14 protein-coding genes are annotated in these 24,500 nt (G+C 66.8%); 2 read left to right on the forward strand and 12 right to left on the reverse strand.

Features of this window, described 5'->3' with window-relative positions:
• Positions 1 to 26 precede the first annotated feature (26 nt).
• Entirely contained in the window at positions 27 to 1,058 is a 1,032-nt protein-coding gene (locus BEMPMBAN_RS28575; RefSeq protein ID WP_234897748.1) for an extracellular solute-binding protein, read from the reverse strand.
• 64 nt (positions 1,059 to 1,122) lie between these two features.
• Positions 1,123 to 1,335, reverse strand: coding sequence for a hypothetical protein (locus BEMPMBAN_RS28580; RefSeq protein WP_159234855.1), 213 nt, complete (start codon positions 1,333 to 1,335; stop codon positions 1,123 to 1,125).
• A gap of 86 nt (positions 1,336 to 1,421) precedes the next feature.
• On the opposite strand from BEMPMBAN_RS28580, the gene BEMPMBAN_RS28585 reads away from it, so the two are divergent.
• Complete coding sequence (locus BEMPMBAN_RS28585) at positions 1,422 to 3,425, forward strand: glycoside hydrolase family 15 protein (RefSeq protein ID WP_159234856.1); 2,004 nt, start codon at positions 1,422 to 1,424, stop codon at positions 3,423 to 3,425.
• A 9-nt stretch (positions 3,426 to 3,434) separates the two neighbouring features.
• On the opposite strand, the gene BEMPMBAN_RS28590 is transcribed toward BEMPMBAN_RS28585, so the two are convergent.
• From BEMPMBAN_RS28590 to lepA, 8 genes are all read right to left on the reverse strand, one after another.
• On the reverse strand, positions 3,435 to 4,160 hold the full coding sequence (locus BEMPMBAN_RS28590; RefSeq protein WP_234897765.1) for a sensor domain-containing protein: 726 nt from the start codon (positions 4,158 to 4,160) through the stop codon (positions 3,435 to 3,437).
• Between the two features lie 37 nt (positions 4,161 to 4,197).
• On the reverse strand, positions 4,198 to 4,941 hold the full coding sequence (locus tag BEMPMBAN_RS28595; RefSeq protein ID WP_159234857.1) for a sensor domain-containing protein: 744 nt from the start codon (positions 4,939 to 4,941) through the stop codon (positions 4,198 to 4,200).
• Between the two features lie 149 nt (positions 4,942 to 5,090).
• Positions 5,091 to 6,668 (reverse strand): HAL/PAL/TAL family ammonia-lyase, encoded by a 1,578-nt coding sequence (locus BEMPMBAN_RS28600; protein ID WP_159234858.1) that lies wholly within the window; start codon positions 6,666 to 6,668, stop codon positions 5,091 to 5,093.
• A gap of 78 nt (positions 6,669 to 6,746) precedes the next feature.
• Positions 6,747 to 8,189: a class I adenylate-forming enzyme family protein gene (locus BEMPMBAN_RS28605; RefSeq protein WP_159234859.1), complete on the reverse strand. Its 1,443-nt coding sequence runs from the start codon at positions 8,187 to 8,189 to the stop codon at positions 6,747 to 6,749.
• A complete protein-coding gene (locus tag BEMPMBAN_RS28610; protein WP_159234860.1) occupies positions 8,186 to 9,025 on the reverse strand; it encodes a leucine-rich repeat domain-containing protein in 840 nt (279 codons plus the stop codon). The genes BEMPMBAN_RS28605 and BEMPMBAN_RS28610 overlap by 4 nt, the downstream gene beginning before the upstream one ends.
• On the reverse strand, positions 9,022 to 11,745 hold the full coding sequence (locus BEMPMBAN_RS28615; protein ID WP_159234861.1) for a type I polyketide synthase: 2,724 nt from the start codon (positions 11,743 to 11,745) through the stop codon (positions 9,022 to 9,024). Before BEMPMBAN_RS28615 ends, BEMPMBAN_RS28610 begins: the two co-directional genes overlap by 4 nt.
• A gap of 80 nt (positions 11,746 to 11,825) precedes the next feature.
• Complete coding sequence (locus BEMPMBAN_RS28620) at positions 11,826 to 18,296, reverse strand: type I polyketide synthase (RefSeq protein ID WP_159234862.1); 6,471 nt, start codon at positions 18,294 to 18,296, stop codon at positions 11,826 to 11,828.
• 701 nt (positions 18,297 to 18,997) lie between these two features.
• The gene (lepA, locus tag BEMPMBAN_RS28625; protein WP_425295020.1) at positions 18,998 to 20,929 is read right to left on the reverse strand and encodes a translation elongation factor 4; all 1,932 of its coding nucleotides are present in this window, start codon (positions 20,927 to 20,929) and stop codon (positions 18,998 to 19,000) included.
• A 35-nt stretch (positions 20,930 to 20,964) separates the two neighbouring features.
• On the opposite strand from lepA, the gene BEMPMBAN_RS28630 reads away from it, so the two are divergent.
• On the forward strand, positions 20,965 to 21,576 hold the full coding sequence (locus BEMPMBAN_RS28630) for a type II toxin-antitoxin system PemK/MazF family toxin (RefSeq protein ID WP_159234863.1): 612 nt from the start codon (positions 20,965 to 20,967) through the stop codon (positions 21,574 to 21,576).
• Positions 21,577 to 21,580: 4 nt separating this feature from the next.
• Here BEMPMBAN_RS28630 and BEMPMBAN_RS28635 read toward each other — a convergent pair whose 3' ends face one another.
• Entirely contained in the window at positions 21,581 to 22,969 is a 1,389-nt protein-coding gene (locus BEMPMBAN_RS28635; RefSeq protein WP_159234983.1) for an NADH-quinone oxidoreductase subunit N, read from the reverse strand.
• A 24-nt stretch (positions 22,970 to 22,993) separates the two neighbouring features.
• On the reverse strand, positions 22,994 to 24,484 hold the full coding sequence (locus BEMPMBAN_RS28640; protein ID WP_159234984.1) for a complex I subunit 4 family protein: 1,491 nt from the start codon (positions 24,482 to 24,484) through the stop codon (positions 22,994 to 22,996).
• Positions 24,485 to 24,500: the final 16 nt, after the last annotated feature.

Here is a 24,500-nt window from a genome sequence, read left to right on the forward strand (position 1 = left end):
ACTGGCGGCGACGGCCATCTCCGTGGTCATCCAGTCGCCTGCTTGTAGATCTTGGTGATGGCGCCGTGGTCCTTGTCGAACAGCTCGGGATCGACCTTCTCCCAGCCGCCGAGGTCGTCGATCGTCCACAGCTTCTCCGGGGCCGGGAACTTGTCGGCGAACTCGGCCAGCACGGCCGGGTCCACGGGCCGGAAGTTCGCCTCGGCCCACAGCGTCTGTGCCTCTTCGGTGAACTGGAAGTTCAGGAAGTCAGTCGCCTTGTCCCGGTGCCGACTGGTCGTCACCACCGCCGCCGGGTTCTCGATCTTGAACGTCTGCGGCGGGTTCACGTACTCCAGATCGAAGTTGAGCGCCTCGTTCTCGTAGGCCAGCAGCACGTCGCCGCTGCCCTGCTCGAACACGTCGGTGGCCTCGCGCCCCGATGCCGGGCGCAGCTTGACGTGTTCGGTCACCAGTTCGTCGACGAATGCGATGCCGGCCTCGGGGTTTCGGCCACCGTCGCTGGCCCACGCGTACGGGGCCAGCAGATTCCACTTGGCCGCGCCCGAACTCAGCGGACTCGGGGTGATGACCTCGATTCCCGGCGCCAACAGGTCGTCCCAGTCCCGGATGTTCTTGGGGTTGCCGGGCCGCACCGCGAAGCTGACCACCGAACCGAACGGGATGCCCCGGGTGGCGCCCGCATCCCAGTCCTCGCTGACCTTTCCGGCCTCGACCAACCGGGTGATGTCGGGCGCGACCGAGAAATTCACCAGGTCAGCGGGCTTGCCGGACTCCACGTCCCGCGACTGGTCGCTGGAGGAGGCATACGACACGGTGACCGCCACGTCGGCACCTTCCTCGGTGGCGGCGAACGCGGGAGCCGCCTTGGCCCACCCGGGCTCCGGTACCGCGAACGCGGCCATGGTCAGGGTGATCTCGGCGTCGGACGGGCCGGTGTCCTCGCCGACCACGTCACTGGGTCCACCGCCGCAGGCCGCGAGAAGGGTCACCGCCAGAGCGAGGGCCGCCCCCGTGCGCCACCGGGACGTGCCCCCGATCACCGGGTGAGCAGCCACATGACGATGACGAGGACGATCAGCGCGACCAGCGCCATCGTCACGCGTGACCGCGGCATGCCGCTCATGAGTCTGCTCCTTCGCTGTCTGCGACGTCCCGGTGACGGCGCATCCGCTGGCGAAGCCGGATACCGTTACCCAGGGCACCGTCGAGCAACACCGCGATGCCGTACGCCAGCGACAGCACCACCGGCATCACCACCACCGTCTGCACGACGAACGGCAGACCGGTGAGCCAGAGCTCCACGCCGTCCCACCAACCGAGAAAGCCGTTCATCCGGTCAGACTATGCGTCCGGCGATCACCGAACACACCCGGTGTTCTGAGTAGACGACGGGGTGCCCGGCAGTTGATGATGTGCCAATGGCTTTGCAGCAAACCGAGGCTTCCGACGGCTCGACCGGCGACGGACGCTCATCCTTCACCGTGGTGCCCCAGCCGCTCTCGTACCCCGGCAGTACTCTGCGAAACCCGTTTCCTCCCATCGCGGACTACGCCTTCCTGTCCGACTGCGAGAACACCTGCCTGATCTCGTCGGCCGGTTCGGTGGAGTGGCTGTGTGTGCCGCGGCCCGACTCGCCGAGCGTGTTCGGGGCGATCCTGGACCGGGGCGCGGGACATTTCCGGCTGGGCCCCTACGGGGTGTCGGTGCCCGCGGCCCGTCGCTACCTGCCGGGCAGCCTGATCCTGGAGACCACCTGGCAGACCCACACCGGCTGGCTGATCGTGCGTGATGCGCTGGTGATGGGCCCGTGGCACGACCTCGAGACCCGGTCCCGCACCCATCGCCGTACCCCGATGGACTGGGATGCCGAGCACATCCTGCTGCGCACCGTGAAGTGTGTGAGCGGCACCGTGGAAGTGGTGATGAACTGCGAGCCGTCGTTCGACTACCACCGGGTCAGCGCCGGCTGGGAGTACTCCGCCCAGGCGTACGGAGAGGCGATCGCGCGCGCCAACAAGAACCCTGACTCGCACCCGACGCTGCGGTTGACCACGAACCTGCGCATCGGGCTCGAGGGCCGCGAAGCCCGCGCCCGGACCCGGCTCAGTGAGGGCGACAACGTGTTCGTCGCGCTGAGCTGGTCGGGGCACCCGGCCCCTCAGACGTTCGAGGAAGCCGCCGACAAGATGTGGAAGACCAGCGAGTCCTGGCGGCAGTGGATCAACGTCGGCGACTTCCCCGACCACCCGTGGCGGTCCTACCTGCAGCGCAGCGCGCTGACGCTGAAGGGCCTGACCTACTCCCCGACCGGCGCGCTGCTGGCGGCCCCGACCACGTCGCTACCCGAAACGCCCCAGGGTGAACGCAACTGGGACTACCGCTACGCATGGGTGCGCGACTCGACTTTCGCGCTGTGGGGTCTCTACACCCTGGGCTTGGACCGTGAGGCCGACGACTTCTTCGCGTTCATCGCCGACGTCTCCGGCGCCAACAACGGCCAACGCCACCCTCTGCAGGTGATGTACGGCGTGGGTGGCGAACGCAGCCTCATCGAAGAGGAACTCAACCACCTGTCCGGCTACGACAGCGCCCGCCCGGTCCGGATCGGCAACGGCGCCTACAACCAGATGCAGCACGACATCTGGGGCACCATGCTCGACTCGGTGTACCTGCACACCAAGTCCCGCGAGCAGATTCCGGAGACGCTGTGGCCGGTGCTCAAGGAACAGGTCGAGGAGGCCATCAAGCACTGGCGTGAACCCGACCGCGGGATCTGGGAGGTGCGCGGCGAGCCCCAGCACTTCACCTCGAGCAAGATCATGTGCTGGGTCGCGCTGGACCGCGGCGCGAAGCTGGCCGAACTGGAGGGCGAGAAGTCCTACTCCCAACAGTGGCGGGTGATCGCCGAGGAGATCAAGGCCGACATCCTCGAACACGGCGTCGACTCCCGCGGTGTGCTCACCCAGCGCTACGGCGACGACGCACTGGACGCCTCGCTGCTGCTGGCCGTGCTGACCCGCTTCCTGCCCTCCGACGACCCGCGCATCCGCGCCACCGTGCTGGCCATCGCCGACGAGCTCACCGAGGAAGGCCTGGTGCTGCGTTACCGGGTCGAGGAGACCGACGACGGGCTGGCCGGCGAAGAGGGCACCTTCACGATCTGTTCGTTCTGGCTGGTGTCGGCGCTGGTGGAGATCGGTGAGTTCAACCGGGCCAAGCATCTGTGCGAGCGGTTGCTGTCGTTCGCCAGCCCGCTGCATCTGTATGCCGAGGAGATCGAGCCCCGTACCGGTCGCCACCTGGGCAACTTCCCGCAGGCGTTCACCCACCTGGCCCTGATCAACGCGGTGGTGCACGTCATCCGCGCCGAAGAAGAAGCCGACACCTCCGGCAACTTCCAGCCGGCCAACGCCCCGATGTAGCGGCCCGAGCTACTTCCGGGGCACGTTGTCGATCATCGCCGTGGCGATCTCGGCGGCTTCGTCGGTGATGCGGTACCCACACGCCCACGCCTCCACCGTCAGGTTGGCGACCAGCGTCACCGCGTGCTGACAGCCCCAGCCGTCGGCACCTTCCTGGTTGGCGGTCTGGGTGATCATGGTGTCGTCCATCTGCAGGTCCTCGAGTGCCCACAGATAATCGCCGTCCCCCACCCCGATCGCGTTGTTGGCGCAGTCTGCCCAGATGGCCGCCGACTTGTCGAAGAACTCCTGGGCGTTCTCGGCGGCCGGATACAACACCGCCGTCTGCTCGACCCAGTGGTCGTTGTCGTCGGTGGGTTCGCGGGCCACCTGATCACGGACCGCCGTCCAGCCCGTGCCCGCATACACCGGTTCCTCGGCGCCGTACACCGCGCCGAGACAGTCGGGGTCGGACACCTTTGCGGAATGGTCGGTCATCTGGTCGAGTTCGCTGGTGACCTTCATCTGCGTCGCACCCATGATCCCGTTGAGCTCACCGATGGTGAGCAGCACGGCGTCCAAATCGGCCTCGTCCAGCGGCGGGACGTCCACCGGGACACCCTGGCCCGGGCTCTGACGGGTCGCCGTGCCCTGCACCGAGTGCACGCACCCCGTCAGCAGCACCGACGCAACGAGCACCGCGGCGACGGCACCGACGCAGCGGTTCGCGAGCACAGTCACCGGGTGGTCGGTCAGGGACACCCAGGCATTGTGCCCGCCGGACACGGCGTCGTCAGCGCCGCGCCGCGATCTTGTCGAGAATGAGTTCGGTGACACCGACGGCTGACCGCTCGCCGGCTGCCGCCCGGGGGTCGGTCAGCTCCACGTCGACGATGCAGTCTCCGGCCAACCCCAGAGCACGCGAGGTGGCCGTGGAACCGGGACCTGCGGTTGCGTGCAGCACGCTCGCCGAGACCACCCGATCGTCGAGCGCGACGCCGAAAACCCTGCTCAACTCGTCGGCTCCGGGCCCGGCGTGCTGCAGCGCCACCGTCTGACCGTTGCAGCGCCGCCACTGGTCGGTGAGCGTGGCGAAGAACTCCTGCGCGTCGGCGGCGCTGGCCATCTGCACCACCCCGAAGAAACCGGACACCGGAGGCCCGTCGAAGCCGCCCCCGGCCCAGGAACCGGTGGCCACCGCCTGCACGGGGCCGTCGTCGTAGACGATCTTCTGCAGGCGGTACGCGGTGCTGACGCAGTGCACCGGGGTCGCCTGCACCTCGCCGACGCTGCGCAGCAGCATGTCGGCGTCACCCTCGACGAGCTGGCCCATCAGAGCGTCGGGTCCGGTCCCGAGCGTCGCGGACAGTTCCTGCGCGTTTGGAAGGAACTGGCCGAGCGGAACCGCCCTCGAGGGTTGGGCGGCCTCGACAATGCGCACCACCGGCCGCTGGTCGACCGGTGCGCCCACACAGCCGGTCAGCGCACAACCAGCAGTCACCATCGCAGCCAGAGCCGCCCAGCGCGCTGCCGACATGCCGCCTCTTTCGTCACAGGTGCTACTTACTCTGGCGTCTTGATAGCACGCGACGGACACTCATGCGACCGCTTCGATCGACAACTTGAGGTCAGCCTTGCGCCACGTCGGCCGATCGCGCTCGACCACCGGGGCAGGAGAACCGGACACTAGGCCCACTGGTGGCAGTTACGGACGATCGCCGCGACCGCCCCGGATTCAATCAGCTGACGGGCCGCTTCGTGATCGGCGGCGGGCGAACGATCACGCCCGAGAGGTGGCACCTGCGCGCGGAGCAACTCGTGGACAGCGCGAGTGCCAACCCCGGCGCGGCCACCGCGGCAGTCGAGTGCTTGTGTCGCACAGACCAATTCGATCGATAGTATGCCCTGTAGTCTGTCGATCGCGTCCATTGCCATCAGGGCACCGGTCATGCCCATGCTCACGTGGTCCTCCTGCCCACCGGATGTCGGGACATTGTCGGTGCTCACCGGATAGGCCAGGGCTCGCAACTCACTGAGAAGTGCTGCGGCGGTGTATTGGGACAGCATGTAGCCGCTCGACGCGCCCCGCCCGTCGCCCAGAAAGGCCGGCAACCCACGGTTCTCCGACGGCGCCAGCAGCCGGAATACCCGGCGCTCGGCCATCGAGGCAAGGTCGGCAACCGCGATACGAAGCGTATCGAACCCCAATGCCAGCGCTTGCCCGTGGAAATTGCCTGCCGAGACGATGTGGGGCGGATCGGCGAAGACCAATGGGTTGTCCGTCACTGCGTTGATCTCGTTGTCAGCGATCTGGCCGAAGAATGCTGCCCCCAATCGCGCCGATCCGTGGACTTGAGGCACGCATCGAGTTGAGTACGGGTCCTGTCTGCCACCGCAGTATTCGGTGAGATGTTCGGAGCCGAAAGTAGTGTTGTATAAATTCATCGCCGTTCTGGACTGCCCCTCACCCCCGCGCAATCGTTGCACCCGCGGATCGAAAGGCGATGTCGCGCTGAGCAGCGCCTCGGTCGACATCGCAGCTGTCGCGTCGGCCGTGTCCAACAGAACTTCAACCCGGGCGGCGACAATGGCTGCGATCCCCGCCATGAAGTGCGTCCCGTTGAGCAGCGAGAGCCCTTCCTTGTACGACAGGGTCAGTGGTGCGATCTCGAGCTCTGCCAGCACCTGCGCACCTGTGACACGCCGACCGGAGCTGTCGAGCAGTTCCCCGTCTCCGATCAACGGCAAGAATGCGTGTGCCGACGGTGCCAGATCACCGCTCGCGCCCAACGAGCCGCTCCGAGGAACGATCGGGACAAAACCGCTGTTGAGAATGTGGGCGATGCGTTGCAGTACTGCTGAACGGATGCCGGAGTGGGCTCGCAGTAGGCCATTCAGGCGCACGATCACACCCGCGCGCACGACGTGGTTCGGTAACGGGTCCCCCCAGCCGGCAGCATGGCTGCGCAACAGGTCATCCTGTGCGGCAGCGCTTTCGGCTAGATCGACGTCGTTGACCATCAGCGCCCCCACGCCGGTGGTGACACCGTAGATGAGGGCCCCCTTGGCCACCAACTCGTCCAGAGTGCTCCGATTGCGATCTACCGCCTTCAGGCACTCCGGTGATAGCTCGATGTGGACGGGGCCAGTCGCCGCCCAATTGAGGGCATGCCGAGACAGGTGTCCGTCCAGGACGAGCGAATCGCGCATCTCGTGACCGCGGTCTGATGCGGTTGTCTCAAAGTCGAGGCGAGTCTCGCTCATGCGAACCTCATGGCCGTCACCGACGGTGCCGAGTGCCCAGGCTTGGGTACCGTCATTGCCGAGCCAATCCCTCCACTGTCAGGGCAGCTCACACGTCACCACCTTCCCCGACGGGGTCATGGGGAGCGTGTCGAGCAAATGGATCATGTTCGGACGCTTGTAAAAGACGAGGTGCGCCCGACAGTGCGCGGCAATCGTTGCTGAGCTGACCTGCTCGTCCGCCACGACCGCGACGTTGACCTGTTCGCTGTCAGATGCCGCGCTCTTGCCGTACGCCTTGACCGCCGACACTCCCGGAATTGCGGCGATGACGTCCTCGACTTCGCGCGGCACAACCTTGAGGCCGTTAACGTTGATGATCTCACTCTCCCGGCCGGCCAGCAGGTAAGAGCCATCAGGGCAGCCTGATACGAGGTCGCCAGTGCGGTACCAGGACTGCTCGACACTCGAGGAGTCGAGACCGTCCTCGTCGAAGTAGCCGGCCATCACCATTGGCGACCGCACCAGCATCGTCTCGAAAGCGGGTTCGGTCGCCGGGCACAATCGGATGTCGACGCCCTCGGCGGCGACGCCGACGGTGTTCGGCTGTTCAGCCTGCTCCTGGGTTCGCGCGACGGAGATCAGGGCCGTCTCGGTGGTCCCGTACATCGGGTAGGGCCACCGCGATGTGTACTCGAAGTGTTTGCGGGCCAATTCATGTGGCAGCGGCGCACCCGCGGTAAAAGTCCACGTCGGGACGGGCGTCGTCGGGCTGTAACTGGCCAGCAGCGATTCGAGCATCCCGGGCACCGCCGGCAGGATCGAGACACCATACTCCTCGATCGCACGGGCCACCGTACGCGGATGATAGCGATCGAGCGTGACGACCTGCGAGTGGTTGAGCAGTGGTGTAACCACACACATGCCGAACCCGTACACGTGGGTCATTGGCGGCGCGGCGAGCACGGTGTCGTGCCTGTCGAACCCGAGAGTGGCCAGATAGCTGTGCCCGTCGGCGACGGCGCTCGTACCGGTGCGGACCGCGAGCTTCGGACGTCCCGTCGTGCCCGACGTACAGTGCATGTACACGCCGCGCAGTGCGCCGTCGTGGCCCTCGGGCGCGGGTGACCGTCCGGCGGCGAAATCCAGCCAGGGCAGCACCTGGTGCCGATCGGCGACCATCCCGCCGACGCTCAGCGCCTCAGGTGATTGCCGTTGGGTGATGATCGCATCGGCGTGTGCGCGCGAGGCGATCCGCTGCAACTCGTACGCCGGGGTGTCGGCATGCACCAATATCGGGACCGCGTCGTGCTGGAGCAACCCCATGAACAGGGCCAGCAGAACCGGGGAATTGGCCGCCGACAGCACCACGTGGTCTGCACCGCCGACGCCCCAATCGGCCAGCCAGCGCGTCACCTCGGCCGCGCCGCGACGCAGTTCGGCAGCCGGATACCGGTGTCGGGCCGCTAGGTCGATCCAGCTGCCACGGTACTCGGCGAAAACCTCCAGAAGCCCGCGGGCCTCCGCGCCGCAGGCGGTCACCAGATGATCCTCGCCGTGTCGTCGTTGGCCGACGAGTTCAGACCCGCGACTGCGGCGGCGATGGCGCCGGCAGCGCCACGGTCGATGCGCGTCGCGCGCAACTGAAGTCGGGTCAGGGAACTGAAGGTGCACAGGTCGGGCACACAGCCATCGGTAACGGCGGTGTAGCCCAGGTGCAGTCGGGTCAGGCTCCTGGCGAGCGGTTTCAAAGCGCTGACTCCGCGATCGCCTACCTGGGTTTCCTCCAGACCCAACTCCCGCAGGGTGGCGATCGTCGCGATGGCTTCGGTGTCGTTGTCACCCAACGGTGTTGACGCGAGGTTGAGTACCGTCAGGCGGGGCGCGCCGGCCAGCGGGGCAACCGCACCAGACGCCAGGGCGGTGTAGCCGAGGTGCAGTGTCTGCAGCCTGGGAAGCGTTGCGATGACGTCGAGCACCGGCCCGGTGATCGAGGTGCCCGCAAGGTTGAGCACCTCCAGATTTCGACAGTCGGCCAGCACGGCGAGGTCGGCGTCGTCGAGCTGAGTGTTGAACAGGTCGAGAAATGTCACCTCGGGGAACGCGCTCAGCGCCGAGACGCCCGAGCCGGTGAGGCGACGACAGCTGGCCAGGGACAGCGCGGTGATCCGCGCTTGGCGCAGCCCCTCGATGAGCACCGGAAGGTATTCGTCGCCGATCCGAAAGTCCGGGGGACGCACATAGCGCCCATTCGGCAGACGCAGGGCATCGGCGAGAAAATCATCGCCGTCCTCATCGAGGTTGTCACCAAGGAACTGGTCGATGCCCCAGAAATCGTGCCGGTAAACCCGCAACGCCACATCGGTGGCCACAGTCACAATGAACTCCCTCCCCCTAGACAATTCCCGCCACCCGACCCGGCTCCTGCTCCGGGCTCTACGGGCTGCACCGGATCGACGGCAGTCGTGGTCGACAGAAACACTTTCCGATCGAACACCGAGCAGGGCGGCGGCTCGGATCCGGACACTCGTGGCGCCTGAGACGCTCGAGACACATGCGGCTCTCGCTCGATTCCCACTCCGAGGCTGTACAGCTGCGCAGCGGCACGGAGCAACGCGACGTCGTCGTCGAGACCTGGCCGCAGGGTGGTGATGATCGGGATATCCGGTCCAAGAGTGCATCTGGCGAAATCCGCCAGATGAGGAGCGGGTCCGAGTTCGACCACCGCGTCGATGTCCATCGCCTTCACCGTTTCCAGGCATAGCTGGAATTCGACAGTGCGGCGGAGGTGACCACGGACATAGGATGCCGACATCTCCTGCAGGCGCGCCCCCGAGACATTCGACACGAGCGGGATCCGCGGAGCGCGGAAGGTCAGTCCAGACGCGTATTCGGTGAAGGCGGCGATGGCGTCGCCCGATGGGGACTGCAGCGGAGGAGACACCGCCACCTCAAAGTAGCCGATGTTCCTGTCGGACAACAATGATGACAGTTTGGCGAGATCGGACCGGGGCACCGACACCACCACGCTGCGGGGACCGTAGACGACCGCAACGTCAACCTCTGCGAGTCCGTGCGCAGCAGCCAGGTCACCGAGGTCCTCATCGCTTGCCGCCACCGAGACCATCGCGGTGTCGGCGGCAGCTCGGTGCACCAACGCGCCGCGTCGACACACCAGACGGGCAGCGTCGGGTAGGGCGATCACACCCGCGACGACGCTGGCGACGAGTTCGCCCACGCCGCAGCCCAGAACCACCGACGGATTCAGCTGCCTGGAACCGAAAGACTGCGCCAGCGCGTAGCCGATCGCGAAGATCGCGGGTTGTCGGTACCGTGGCTGAGTGAGCCACGGCTCCGCAACTGGCGGCGTCTCGGACAGCAGCGTGGGCAACGGCCGGTCCAGCTCGGTGGCCATCAGCTCCGCGACCTCGTCGAACGCGGCGCTGAACAGCGGATCCGATTGGTAGAGACCGGTCGCCATCCCGGCGTATTGACTGCCCTCACCGGTGAACAACAGGGCGATTCGCGGACGCTTCGCCACCGATCCGGTCCAGCTGCCGGCCTCAACTGCGGCTCCGGTGCTGAATCGTCGCAACGCCGAGATCGCCTCCGTCGCGGTGGACGCCACACACGCGAATCGCTGCGACCCTCGAGCGTCCAGGCGACGTAGATGGGACGCCACGGCAGCCAGATCTACCGACGGGGTGGCTCGTAGATATCGCGCCAGACGGCCGGCCGTATGGCGCAGTTCGTCGGTGGTGCGCGCCGAGAAGGCAAGCACGAACGGATCGGCCCGGCTTGGCGGCTCTGCATCGGTCATCGGCGCCGGAGCGACGATCATGTGGGCGTTTGTCCCGCTGAAACCAAAGGAACTCACCGCGATCCTCGACCGGCCGGGCGGCAGGGGACGCCGGACCTCTGCGATCGCCAACGGGTTGGCGTCAAGGTCGAGATGCCTACTGGCGCGATTGAAATGCAATTGCGGGAACACTTCGTTCATCTGGACCTCGAGGACGGCCTTGATCAGGCCGGCGATTCCGGCGCTGGCCTCCAGATGGCCGATGTTGGTCTTGACCGAACCGACCGCGACCCGCTGGCCGGGCGGCCGCCTGCTGATGACCGAGGCCAGCGCGTTGAACTCGATTGCGTCTCCGAGCAAGGTGCCGATGCCGTGGGCCTCCACGCAGCCCAGGTCGTCGGGCGGCGTTCCGGCCGCCTGCAATGCCCGCCTGATGACCGCCTGTTGGGCCGGACCGTTGGGTGCGGCCATCCCGTGGCTGCGTCCGTTGTGATTGACTGCGCTGCCAGAGATCAGCGCGAACACCGGGTCGCCGTCGCGCTGGGCGTCCGAGAGCCGCTTGAGCATGACCAGCCCGCAACCCTCGCCGCGGCCGTACCCGTCCGCCCGGTCGTCGAAAGTCTTGCACCGGCCGTCGGGGGCCAGCATTCCAGCGAGTGAAAACGCGATGTGAACGCTCGGCGAGAACATCGCATTGACACCGCCGGCCAGCGCGGCATCCACCTCGCCGCTGGCCAACGCGCCGCAGGCGCGGTGCACGGCCACAAGGGCGCTCGAACAGGCTGTGTCGATGCTCTCCGCCGCGCCGTTGAGATCGAAGTGATAGGCCAGTCGGCCCGCGGCCGCGCTGTGTGCGAGCCCCGTGCCCAGCAGCCCGCCGAGGTCATGGGCAGAAAATCGCTCGTAGTAATCGAACGTCGAAATACCCACGTAAACACCGGTTGCCGTGCCTGCGACCGATTCCATACTAAGGCCGGCCGAGGCCAGAGTTTCGTGACCGACCTCCAGAAGGACCCGATGCTGGGGGTCCATCCGCTCCGCCTCCTCGGGCGAGATGGTGAACAACTCATTGTCGAAAGCGGCGAAATCCGAGCAGAATCCGCCGTGCCGGACCGGCGTCTTGCCCCTGCCCCCCGCTGTCCCCGCGCAGTAGGCGTCGGCGTCCCAGCGTTCGGATGGAACGGAGCCAACCGCGTCGATACCGTGCAGGAGCAGATCACGAAACTGGCCCACCGACTCTGCGCCGGGAAACCGGCACGCCATGCCGATCACTGCGATGGGCTCGTTCTTGGCGATCATTCCCCGTGCCAATTCCGCAAGCCGCCGTTTCCCGGCTCCGGCAGAGGGGGTCCGGTGGGGGCGCGACGTCGACATCGTCACTATCCCTCCAGAATCCGAGCGAGCAAGTCGCGTTGGGCCGTCTCGGGCAACGACTCGATTTGCCTCACCAGATCCGACACGACGTCCTCGTCGAGGACCTCAGAAATCGGCTGCACCACCACATCGTCCGCAACGTCGGTGTCGGCGTCGGTGTCGGTGCCGAGCCCGAGCTGGTCGTAGGCGAGGTGATCGGCGAGCGATGACAGCGACGGGTAATCGAAGAGCAGCGTGGCCGACAACGTCAGGCCGAGCCGTCGGCCGAGAGTGTTGCGCAGCTCGACAGCCATCAGCGAATCAAGCCCCAGTGCCTCCAGCGAAGCATGGGCATCGATGACGAACTCCGGGTCCAGATAGAGCATCTTGCGGATTTCGTTCTCGATCAGCGCCGCGACCGTTTCGACAGTTGCTGACGAGAGGTCTATGCCGCCGGCGTCGGAGCTGCGCCGGCGCTGCACTGCACCACCCAGTCTGCTGAGCGTGACACGCAGGTGCTCGGGCGCCTGCGGCAGGTAGCGCCCCCAGTTCGCCGGGAGGACCGCGACCTGGCTGTGACCTGAGCCGAGCAGGGCGGTGAACGCTTCCGCGCCGTCCGGCGGCGCGATGGGATCGATTCCCGACGCCTTGATCGCCGCCAACAGCGCGCCACCGTCGCGAGCAGCCATCCCGATGTCGCCGAACCCGCCCCAGTTGATGCTCACAGCAGGAAGGCCGTGGCTGCGGCGATGATGGGCAAGCGCGTCCATATATGCGTTGGCAGTTGCGTAGTTCGCCTGGCCCACGGTGCCGAGCAATGCGGTCACCGACGAGAACATCACGAAGTAGTCCACACCGGCGTTGAGGGTGGCGGCGTGCAGGTTCTGCGCGCCGGCAACCTTTGCCGCCAGCACCTGCTGCATCGACTCCCAGGTCTGCTGGGTGAGCAATCGATCGTCGAGAACCCCGGCGGCATGGATGATTCCGCGCAGCGGAGGGTACTGGGACCTGATCGTGTGCACCACATCGTCGACCTGATCACGGTCAGCGACGTCGCACGGCAGTACTACGAGTCTGCGTCCGGTGGGGTCAAGCTCGTGCACCGAGTCCGCCACGTCGGCCGCGGTGACGTTGCGGCCGGTCAGCACCACGTTCGATGCACCCGCGTCGAGCAACGTCTGTGCGGTCAGCTGTCCCAGCGCGCCGAGACCGCCGGTGACCAGATATGTTCCAGGCCCAGCGTCGAACTCTGGACCGGCACACTGGCCGAATCGCAATGCCAGCTTGCCGACGTGTCGGCCACCGGCCATGTGCCGGAACGCCTGCACGGCATCGGTGGCATCGAACTGCTGTGTGGGCAACGGGTGCAGGTCGCCGCGGCCGATACGAACCAGAACGTCGTCCAGCATCGTCCGCAGTTCCTGATCACACAGATCGTTAAGGTCGAAATGGAAGTACCGGATTCCCTCAGGCACTTCCGCCGCGCTCAGCACGGTGACCTTCCCGATCTCGACGAAGCGCCCGCCGCTTGCCATGGTGCGCAGCGTGGCCGGGACGAACTCGTTCGCCAAGGAGTTGAGCACGACATCGACACCGCGCCCTTCGGTGAGTTCAAGCACCTGGTGCTCGAAGTCCAGCGTGCGTGAATCCAGTACGTGCGCCACTCCGCGTGCGTGGAGTAACGCACGCTTCCGCCGACTGCCTGCAGTGGCGATGATCTTTGCCCCGTAGGCCTGTGCGCATTGCACCGCGGCTTGTCCTACCCCACCGGCGGCCGCGTGGATCAGGATGGTCTCCCCCGGGCGTAGCTTGGCCAGATTGGTCAGCGCGTGTTCGGCGGTCAAGAAGGCAACAGGCAGGGTGGCGGCGTGCGCGGCGGTGAGATTGGAAGGCCGGGCAACCACCCTGGCAGCCTTCGCGTTGACGATCGACCGGAATGCTCCGCCGGTGAGCGCGATGACGGGATCGCCCACGGCGAAACCGGATACTCCAGCTCCTACCGCGGTCACGCGCGCGGCACATTCGTTGCCCAAGGGTTCGGGATCCCCCGGATAGACGCCCAGCGCATTCATCACATCTCGGAAATTCACACCGGCAGCTTCGACGGACAGCTGCAACTCGTCGTCGGCCGGTGCGGGTGCGGCACACGGCTCCAGCGCCAGCTCGTCGAGCACACCTGGCATGCGGGACGTCAGTGCGTACGCGGGCGCCGAGGGTCGGTCGAGTGATGTCCGATCACTGAGCTCCGACAGCCGGAATACGAATCGATCCTTCCCGCGTAGCGCAGCCTGCCACTCCCGATCGCTGGACTGGAGCGAGGCCAACAGCGCATCTGCTTCTTCTACGCCGGCGTCACCGCCACTATCGAGATCAACCATGCTGCAGTGGAGTTCGGGATGTTCCACGCCGATGACGCGGCCAAGACCCCAGACCGCAGCCTGCGCAGGAGAACCCTGTTCGGTGTCGAGAACCCGGTGCGCCCCGCGGGTCACCACCGTGAAGTCAGGCGGTTGAGCGCCCTGCTGCGACAGCAGCGTCTGCGCCACGTGCAGGACGCCGCCGGCTGCCGAGCGGAGGATTGCCGTCGTGGCGTCGACGTCGAGACTGTCGTCAGCGTGGCTGACGCCGGCACGCGCCGTCGGCCCCGCCTCGAGACCCGCTGGCCAGAGGCACACCACACGGTCGAACCGCTGCACACTTGACAGAACTTCGCCGACCGCGCGAGCCGCGCTTTCGGGACAACCAGGCTCGACCGCGCCGTCGCGGCCATCGTCAGCGACGGTCAGCAGCGTCGGCGTCACGTCGCGTGTCTTCAACGCCGCGACGGTGCTGCGGGTCAGTTCGTCCTCACCGCCGATCACAAGCCAGCTTTGGCCGGCGAACAGGTCCGGGTGGGCAGCGGGAATTTCAGCAGCCTTCTCCCACACAGGAATCAGGAATGCATCGGTGATCGATGATCGCGTGAGCTTGCGCAGAGCGGCGCTGTCCGCACGCTGCAGGGCCAACCCGTGCAGCCTCATCGCCAGCACTCCCGCATGGTGGACATCGATATCGGCGCTGAGCGCGTCGGCATTGCTGGTGGGGCGTACCCGCACGTGGCACAGCACGTCACAGAGTGGCTTGCGGTCATCGCCGCCCTGCCCCGGCACCTGAATTCCGCGTCCGAGCTCGATGCGGTCCACTCCGACTGGCAAGAATGCCCCCGGGGCCACCGCGAGTCCGCGCTGCGCCGCGCCGATCGCGTGCAGGCACGCGTCGAGCAGCGCCGGGTGGATGAGGTAGGACCGGGCGGATACATATCCCGGCAGCACAACATCGGCCACGGCTTCCGCCGGGCGCGCGACGGAGCCCTGCAAGGTACGGAGCCCGCGGAATGATTCGCCGTAGTCGAGTCCGTCGGCGGCCATGTCCGCATAGTGCTTCTCGATGTCGATAGCGTCGCCAAAGGACTGACGCAGCACGTCGGTGTCGACGCTGGCCGGCGCCTCGTCACCGGCCGTACCCAGGACCGCCATCGCAGTCGCATGCCGTTCCCACGACTCGTCGGTCGATGGCGAGTCCGGATGACGGCCAAAGACTTCGACACGGATCGCGCCACTATCGTCGAGTTCGAATCGCGTGCAGAAGGTCCGTCGCCCGTCGTCCGGCAGCACCGCGGCCCGCTCGAAGATCACCCCGCGAAGTTCGACTCTGTCATCTGGCCATTCGCACTGCAATGCTTCGAGCATCATCTCGACGAACGCCGCGCCCGGGAAGACCGGGGTTCCGGCCACTCGATGGTCAGCCAAGTAGGCAAATTGTTCGAAGTCGACGGTTGTGGTGTACAAGTCCGGATCGGGCGGCGCAGGGCTGCGTTTCTGCGCCAAAGGTCGAAGGTGGTTCTCTGGACCACTCCGTGACCACATCGGACCCCTGTCGGTCAACCAGAAGGGTTTCCGCTCGAACGGCATCGTGGGCAACGGTATTCGCTGCTGCTCACGCCCGGCGAAGAAAGTTGACCAGTCCGGTTGCACTCCCACGCAGTAGAGCGACGCCGCGGCCCGCAGTGCCGATTCGGCACCGTCGCGCCCGCGCACCTGCGTCCCGACCACGTGGCCGTCGGGCACGAGCTGAGAGACCAGCGGGGACAGCACCGGATGGGGTCCGATCTCCACGAACACATTGCAACCGTCGGCGGCCAGCGACGCTACGCCGGGCCCGAACTGCACGGGTTGACGGACGTGGTCGCGGAAGTAGCGACTGTCGAGTGTGTCCGGCTCGGCGGGCAGGCCGGTGAGGTTGCACATCAACGGGAGTCGCGGTGCGCCGTAGTGTATCTGGCGCGCGCTGTTCTCGAATTCCTCCAGGATGGGATCCATGTGCGGCGAATGGAACGCGTGTGACACCGTCAGGCGGGTGGTTCGGATATCGAGCGCTTCCGCCGCTTCGATGATGTGGTCGATCGCCGTACTGTCCCCGCTCAGCACTGTGCTCCGGGGACTGTTGATAGCGCCGAAACCGACGACATCAGCGAACGGAGCCAGCAACTCGGCCATCTGCTCGGCGGATGCCGAGAACGCCACCATGGCGCCCCCGGGTTGCGCAGACGCCATGCAGCTGCTGCGCCGTTCGACCAGCCACAGCGCGTCCTCGAGCGACAGCACGTCTGCGGCGCACGCGGCCGCGTACTCACCAATGCTGTGGCCGATGACCGCATCCGGGACGATCCCCCAACTCGCCAGCAGTTCAGTCATCGCGTACTGGAACGCGAACAGGCAGGGCTGCGCGTAACGGGTGTCGTGAATCGTGCCGCCGTTGTCGAACATCACCTCGAACAGCGGTTGATCGAAACGGCCATCGAGCAGCTCGGCGCAGCGCGTCAGCGCATCCCGGAAGATCGGCTCGCTGTCGAACAGGTGCCGGCCCATCCCCGGTGTCTGAGACCCCTGTCCCGAGTATAGGAACGCCACCCGGGGAGCCTTGATGACGCGGCCCACGATGAGGTTGTTGTGGTCGTTTCCGGCGGCCACGGCGGTGAGTGCTTCGCGAGCAGTCTTCGCAGTCGAGCACACGATCGCGGCCCGGCGTTCGAAGGCTGACCGACCCACCGCAAGCGTATAGGCGACGTCGGCCAACTCTGCACTCGGCGACGCGCGCAGAAACCGGTCCAGATTCCCGGCGATGGCGCCCAACACCGAATCTGTCTTGGCGGACAGGCAAAGCAGCTGATGCGTGCGTTCGGTCTCGCTACGCCGCCCGAAGCCCTGCCCTTGTTCGAGCAGCACATGTGCGTTGGTCCCGGAAAACCCGAATCCGCTGACCCCGGCTAGACGTCGCCCACCGGCCGAGGGCTGCCACGGGACGCGCTGCACCGGCACGCGTGCCGGGGCGCCGGCCAGGTCGAGGGCGGGATTCATCGATCCTGCATGCAGATTCGGAGCGATCTCACAGCGTTGCAGATTCAGGACCGTCTTGATGAGGCCGGCCATTCCGGCCGCTTGCTCGAGATGTCCCAGATTGGTCTTGACCGCTCCAAGTGTCAGCCGATTCCGTCCAGCGGCGCCGAACGCCGCCATGATGGCCTCGACTTCCTTGGGATCGCCGACTGGTGTACCGGTGCCGTGGGTCTCGACAAAGGTGATGTCTTCGGGCCGCATTCCGCTCTTGCGCAGCGCTAATTCGAGGACCTCGTGCTGCGCCGTCGCCGACGGAGCGATCAACGCGGGGGTATGTCCGTCGTGGTTGATCGCGGTGGCCCGCACAACCGCCCGCTCGGTCATACCCCGTTCCCGGGCCGCGCCCCGGGGCATCACGATCAGCGCACCGTTCCCTTCCGAGCGAGCGAAGCCGTCGGCATCCTCGGCGAAAGTCTTGCAACGCCCATCCGGCGACAACACATCGATCTCGGACAGCAGGAGGTGCTGGATCGGGTTGACGATCGCTTGTGATGCCGCCACCACCGCCATGTCACATTCGCCGGCTGCCAGGCTTTGGCACGCCATATGCAGAGCCACAAGTGAACTCGAGCATGCGGTGTCGAGGGCGACCACCGGACCGGCGAGATCGAGGAAGTGTGCGATGCGGCCGGCGGCCATACAGAGCAAGCTGTTGACGCCGCCATAGCCCGCCCCGGTGAAGCTCGGCGCCAGATATTCGTTCTGGGCGGGGCCGACGAAGACTCCGGTTCTGCTGCCGCGCAGAGACAACGGAGCGACGCCGGCATCCTCCAAGGCCGTCCATGTGGTCTCGAGCAGCATTCGGTGCTGCGGATCCATCCCGCGCGCCTCGGCCTCGCTGATGCCGAAGAACGCGGCGTCGAATCCGTACATATCACGCACGAATCCGCCGCGACGCGTGCTCATCATTCCCTCGGCCCGCTCGGCCGAATAGAGCTCGTCGACGTTCCAACGCTCAGCCGGTATCTCGGAGGTCGCGTCGACGCCGCTTTCCAGGATCGACCAGTAGGAGTCGAGATCGTCTGCGCCGCCGGGGAAACGACACGCCATACCGACGATCACGGGCTGACTGTCCGGTGCGACAGTCACTTCGCGGCCCGGTTCGCCCGGAAGTCGCGGAGTGCCCCTAGACCGCGTCCATCCACATCCAGGAATTCACGCAAATCGACCATCGCCCCCTCGATCCTGACTCACGAGTAACGTTACTGGTAGGTAATATCGCCCTACCGGAGCGTAAACCACGCGAGCGTAAAATGTGCAATGTTCCTGACGAATGTTGCGGATTTAGCAATCGCAGACGCGTCGCCAGTCGGAGCCGAGGTCGAAGCGATCGCACACGGTTGCCGGGGCGAGTCCGAGCGACCGTGTCGAGGCCGGTGGCGTCCCGCACACGCACAACGCCAGCCAATGACGACAGGGTCCCGTGCCCACCGATGGCTGATAATCCTTTGGGCAGCAATTGGTTTGCCGGGCAATCGGCAGTCACGCGAGGAGGGCAATAGCCCAGCCGCGATGGCGCGGCGGCGCTCCAGAGCAGCCGCGCACCCACGCAGTCACGGTGTTCACAGACTGTCCGGCGGTGTCTCCTCGCTTGTCCCGCATCGGCGGTCCGGTCACCGCACCGTCACGCCAGCAAAGTCAGCCCGGTAGCTGACGGCGATCTGCGCGACGGTCGGCCAGTCGGCTGGTCGGGAATATCTCGCGCTTTGACACCCATACGTCACGTGGTGCTGTCGCAACGGCCAACCCGCGACAGCCCATCGCTATTTCTTGGGCTTGTCGGCCGCCGATTCGCTGGACAGTGCCGCAACGAACGCTTCCTGCGGCACCTCGACCCGGCCGATGGTCTTCATCCGCTTCTTGCCTTCCTTCTGCTTCTCCAGCAGCTTGCGCTTGCGGGTGATGTCACCGCCGTAGCACTTGGACAGGACGTCCTTGCGGATGGCCCGGATGTTCTCGCGGGCAATGATCTTCGAGCCGATCGCGGCCTGCACCGGCACCTCGAACTGCTGGCGCGGGATGAGCTCTTTGAGCTTGGTGGTCATCTTGTTGCCGTAGGCCGCGGCCGAATCCTTGTGGACGATGGCGCTGAACGCATCGACGGCCTCGCCCTGCAGCAGGATGTCGACCTTGACCAGCTGGGCTTCCTGTTCGCCTGCTTCCTCGTAGTCGAGGCTGGCGTAGCCGCGGGTGCGCGACTTCAGCGAGTCGAAGAAATCGAAGATGATCTCGCCCAACGGCATGGTGTAGCGCAGTTCGACCCGCTCCGGAGACAGATAGTCCATGCCACCCAACTCGCCGCGCCGTGACTGGCACAGCTCCATGATGGAGCCGATGAACTCACTGGGCGCGATGATCGTCGTCTTCACCACCGGCTCGAAGACGGTGCGCACCTTGCCTTCTGGCCAGTCCGACGGGTTGGTCACCATCAGCTCTGTTTCATCGTCTTTGATCACCCGGTAGACCACGTTCGGCGACGTCGAGATCAGGTCGAGGTCGAACTCACGCTCCAGACGCTCCCGGGTGATCTCCATGTGCAGCAGCCCGAGGAACCCGCACCGGAAACCGAACCCGAGCGCCACCGACGTCTCCGGCTCCCACATCAGCGCGGCGTCGTTGAGCTGGAGCCGGTCCAGCGCGTCGCGCAGGTTCGGGTAGTCCGAACCGTCGACCGGGTAGAGGCCGGAGTAGACCATCGGTTTGGGTTCGCGGTATCCGGTCAGCGCCTCGGTGGCGCCGTGGCGGGCGGTGGTAACGGTGTCACCGACCTTCGACTGCCGAACGTCTTTCACCCCGGTGATCAGGTAGCCCACTTCGCCGACGCCGAGACCCTCGGTGGCCTTGGGCTCCGGGGACACGATGCCGACTTCCAGCAGTTCGTGGGTGGTCCCGGTGGACATCATCTTGATCTTCTCGCGCGGGCTGAGCTTGCCGTCGACCACCCGGACGTAGGTGACGACACCGCGGTAGATGTCGTAGACGGAGTCGAAGATCATCGCCCGCGCCGGGGCGTCGGCGTCGCCGACCGGCGGCGGGATCAACCGGACCACCTCGTCGAGCAGCTCGGTGACGCCCTCCCCGGTCTTGCCGGAGACCCGCAGCACGTCACCCGGTTCGCAGCCGATGATGTGGGCGATCTCGGCGGCGTAGCGGTCCGGGTCGGCGGCGGGCAGGTCGATCTTATTGAGCACCGGGATGATCGTCAGGTCGCGGTCCAGGGCCAGGTACAGGTTGGCCAGCGTCTGCGCCTCGATCCCCTGGGCGGCGTCGACCAGCAGCACCGCGCCCTCGCACGCTTCCAGCGCGCGGGACACCTCGTAGGTGAAGTCGACGTGGCCGGGAGTGTCGATCAGGTGCAGCACAAACTGCTTTGCATCCTGCCCCTCCCCGACGCTCCACGGCAGCCGCACGTTCTGCGCCTTGATCGTGATGCCGCGCTCCCGCTCGATGTCCATCCGATCCAGGTACTGGGCGCGCATGTCCCGGTCCGCGACGACTCCGGTGATGCCGAGCATCCGGTCGGCCAGCGTCGACTTGCCGTGATCGATATGGGCGATGATGCAGAAGTTCCGAATCTGCGCCGGCGCAGTGAAGGTCTTGTCGGCGAAGCTACTGATGGGAATCTCCTGGTTGACCGGTTTTGTCTGCTTGGGCAGGCCAGACAAGAGTATCGAGCGCAGGCCTTCCCGACACAATCGAGCGTCCCGGCATGCGCCTATGCTCGGTCGGTATGGCGTCATCGTCATCGGGCTGGAGGACGTTTCAGCGGTTCGTGCGGAAGAACACCGAGAACCTCGTCTTCAACGAGGCTCCGAAACTCGTCCGCCAACTGCAGAGATCCGAGACCCTGCAGCGCGGCATCCAGCAGGGCATCCGGATCGGCCTGGAGACCCTGGCCGGCTCGCCCGACGACCGGGCGCCTGAGCTGCCTGCCGGGCGGCCGGTGTCGCGCAATCTCGTCCCGACCGCGCACCGCGCCCGCAGAGTCGTCTACGCGCCGGATCTCGACGGCCAGGCCGACCCGGGTGAGGTCGTGTGGACCTGGGTGGTCTACGAGGACGATCCGAGCCGCGGCAAGGACCGCCCGGTGCTGGTCGTGGGCCGGGACCGCCGCATCCTGCTCGGCCTGATGCTGTCCAGTCAGGACCACCACCGCGACGATCCGAACTGGGTCAGCATCGGCAGCGGCAGCTGGGATTACGAGGGACGCACCAGCTGGGTGCGTTTGGATCGGGTGCTCGACGTCCCCGAGGAAGGCATCAGGCGCGAGGGCGCGATCCTCGACCGTGCGGTGTTCGACATCGTCGCGGCCCGGCTGCGCGCCGACTACTCGTGGAGTTGACCGCTCAACCGGCCAGCACCGGCCATGCCAGACCCGCGGCCACACCCAGAACCAGGCTGAGTCCGGCGGCCCCCACTGCCGCACCGGCCGACCAGCGGTGCGCGCTGAACGCGTCATCGTCGGGGTCGGGACGCTGGACGGTGGGGATGATCCAGCGCAGGTAGTAGAACAGGCTCACCACGGTGTTGACGAACACCGCCACGACCAGCCAGGCGGCGTCCCCCTCCCAGGCGGCGGCGGTGGTGGTGAGCTTGCCGAGGAACACCGCGGTCGGCGGGGTGCCGAGCAGCCCGAGCAACGCCACGATCAGGGCCGCGCCGATCCACGGCCGCGACCGCATCAGCCCGCGGTAGGCCTGCACGTCCCGCAGCGTGGGTAGCGCGGTCGACACGGCGAACGCCGCGCTGTTGGTCACCGTGTAGGCGGCCAGGTAGAACAACAGCGCAGGCTGCGCCAGTTCGGCGCGGCCGGCGACCGCGACCGGCACCAGCAGGTAGCCCACCTGACTGACGGTCGACCAGCCCAGCAGTCGCCGCGGATCGGTTTGCCAGAACGCGGCCAGATTGCCCAGGGTCATGCTCGCCACCGCCAGCACCGCGATCAGCAACGCCCATTCGACGGTCTCCGGCAACGTCTGCACCAGCCGGTAGATCGCGACCAGCGCGCCCACCTTGGGCACCGTGGTGAGGAACAGCGCCGCGGTGCCGGTCGTGGCCTGCGCGGCGTCGGGCACCCAGAAATGTGCGGGTACGCCGCCGGCCTTGAACAGCAAGCCACCCAGGATCCCGACCGTCCCGGCGGCGACGACTGCCGCGGGAGCACCGGTCAGCTCGGTGGCCATCTCCGGGTACCAGGTGCTGCCGGTCACGCCGTAGAGAAGCGTGACACCGGACAGCAGCAGGATGCCGAACAGCGCACCGAGCAGGTAGGTCTTCATCGCGGCCTCCGCGGCCTGCGGCGAGCGGGCCAACCCGATCAACGCGTACAGCGGGATGCTGGCCAACAGGTAACCGGCGATCAGCACCAGGAGGTCGGCCGCGCCGGCGAGCACCAGCACCCCGCTGGTGGCGAACAGCAGCAATGCATAGGTCTCGCTCTCCCGCGGTGATCCCGCGATCTCGTCGCCGGCCACCGCAAGCACCAACAGAGCGCCGAGCACGACCACGATCCGCGCCACCCCGGTCGGGGTATCCACCGCGAACGTGCCGTCGAACGCCGCGGCGTCCGGCCTGGACAGCTGTACCGCGGCCACAGCGGCGGCGGCGGCCAGGGCCGTCGCGGAGACCACCCGGCCCCACCACTGGCGCTGCCGCGCCAGAAACGACCCGCCCAGCAGCACGGCCAGCCCGGCGCTGAAGACCAGGATCTCCGGCAGCATCAGCGACAGCTGCATGTCGTCGTGGGAGGGCACCGGCCGCTACCGCCCGACGAGCGTGACGAGTGTGTGCGCGGCCGGCTCGATGGTGTCCAGCAGCACCCGGGGCAGCAGGCCGATCACCACCGAGAGCGCCAACAGCGTTGCAGGCGACCATATTTCGACGCGGCGCAGGTCGGTGAAGCCCTCCGACAGGCCGGCGGTCGCACCGGTGAACAGCCGCTGGAAGGCGCGCAGGAACAGCGCAGCGGTGATGAGGATGCCGGGCAGCGCGACGGCGGTGACGGGCGCGGCGGCGATGCTGCCGGTGAAGATCTGGAACTCGGCGATGAACCCGGAGAATCCCGGCAACCCCAGCGAGGCGAAGGCCCCCACCGCGAACAGCGCGGCGAGCTTGGGTGCCGGGCCGGCCAGGCCGCCGTAGTCGGCCATCCGGTAGCTGCCGGTGCGCGTGTAGAACACCCCGGCCAGCAGGAACAGCGCGGCGGTGATCAATCCGTGGCTGACCATCTGGGTCACCGCGCCGGTGACCGCGATGTCGCGGGCCTCAGCGGTGCCGGCCGCGGTCAGGCCGGCGGCGCCGACGGCGAGCACCACATAACCCATGTGGTTGACCGAGGTGTAGGCGATCATCCGCTTGAGGTCCTGTTGGGCGAGCGCGACCAGCGCGCCGTACAACACCGACACCACCCCGATGGCGATGATCACCCATGCCCAGTCCCGCCAGGCCTGCGGCAGCATCGGCATCGCGATGCGCACCAAGCCGTAGGTCCCCATCTTCAGCAGCACCCCGGCCAGGACCGCGGAACCGATCGCCGGGGCATCGGTGTGCGCGGGCGGCAGCCAGGTGTGGAACGGGAACGTCGGCGTTTTGATCAGCAGCCCGATCAGCACCGCGGCCAGCACCAGCCCACCTGCCAGCGGCCGGCCGGCCAGTGGCGTCACCGCGGCCAGTTCGACCATGTCGAAGGTGTGCGGTTCGGCGCCGATGTAGAGGCCGATGAAGCCGACGAGCAACGCCAGCGATCCGAGAAAGGTGTACAGGAAGAACTTCAGCGCCGACCGTCCCGCATCCCCGTGACCCCAGCCGGCGATGACGAAGTACATCGCGACGATCGACAGGTCGAAGAAGACGAAGAACAGGATGAGGTCGGCGGCCACGAACACCCCGAAGCTGACCGTCTGCAGGAACAGGAACAGCGCGGCCTGGGTGCGCGGGCGGTCGCTGTCACGCAGGCTGTACACCGCGCACGCCAGGAAGATCACCGCGGTCATCGCGACCAGCGGCAGCGACAGGCCGTCGACGCCGACGTGGTAGCTGCTGTTGACGCCGGGGATCCACGCCACCTGCTCGTCGAAGGCCAGCGTGTTCGGCGGCGGGGTGTCGTAGCGCAGCCACACCGCCGCGACCAGTCCGACCTCGGTCGCGGTGACCGCCACCCACGACCAGCGCACCGCGGCATCGGTCAGCGCCGGGACGGCGAGCAGCACCAGGGCAGCGGCCAGCGGCAGGAACACGATCAGACTGAGCACATCCACCTCACAGCAC

Source organism: Mycolicibacterium austroafricanum (assembly GCF_902705885.1).
Lineage (GTDB): Bacteria > Actinomycetota > Actinomycetes > Mycobacteriales > Mycobacteriaceae > Mycobacterium > Mycobacterium vanbaalenii_A.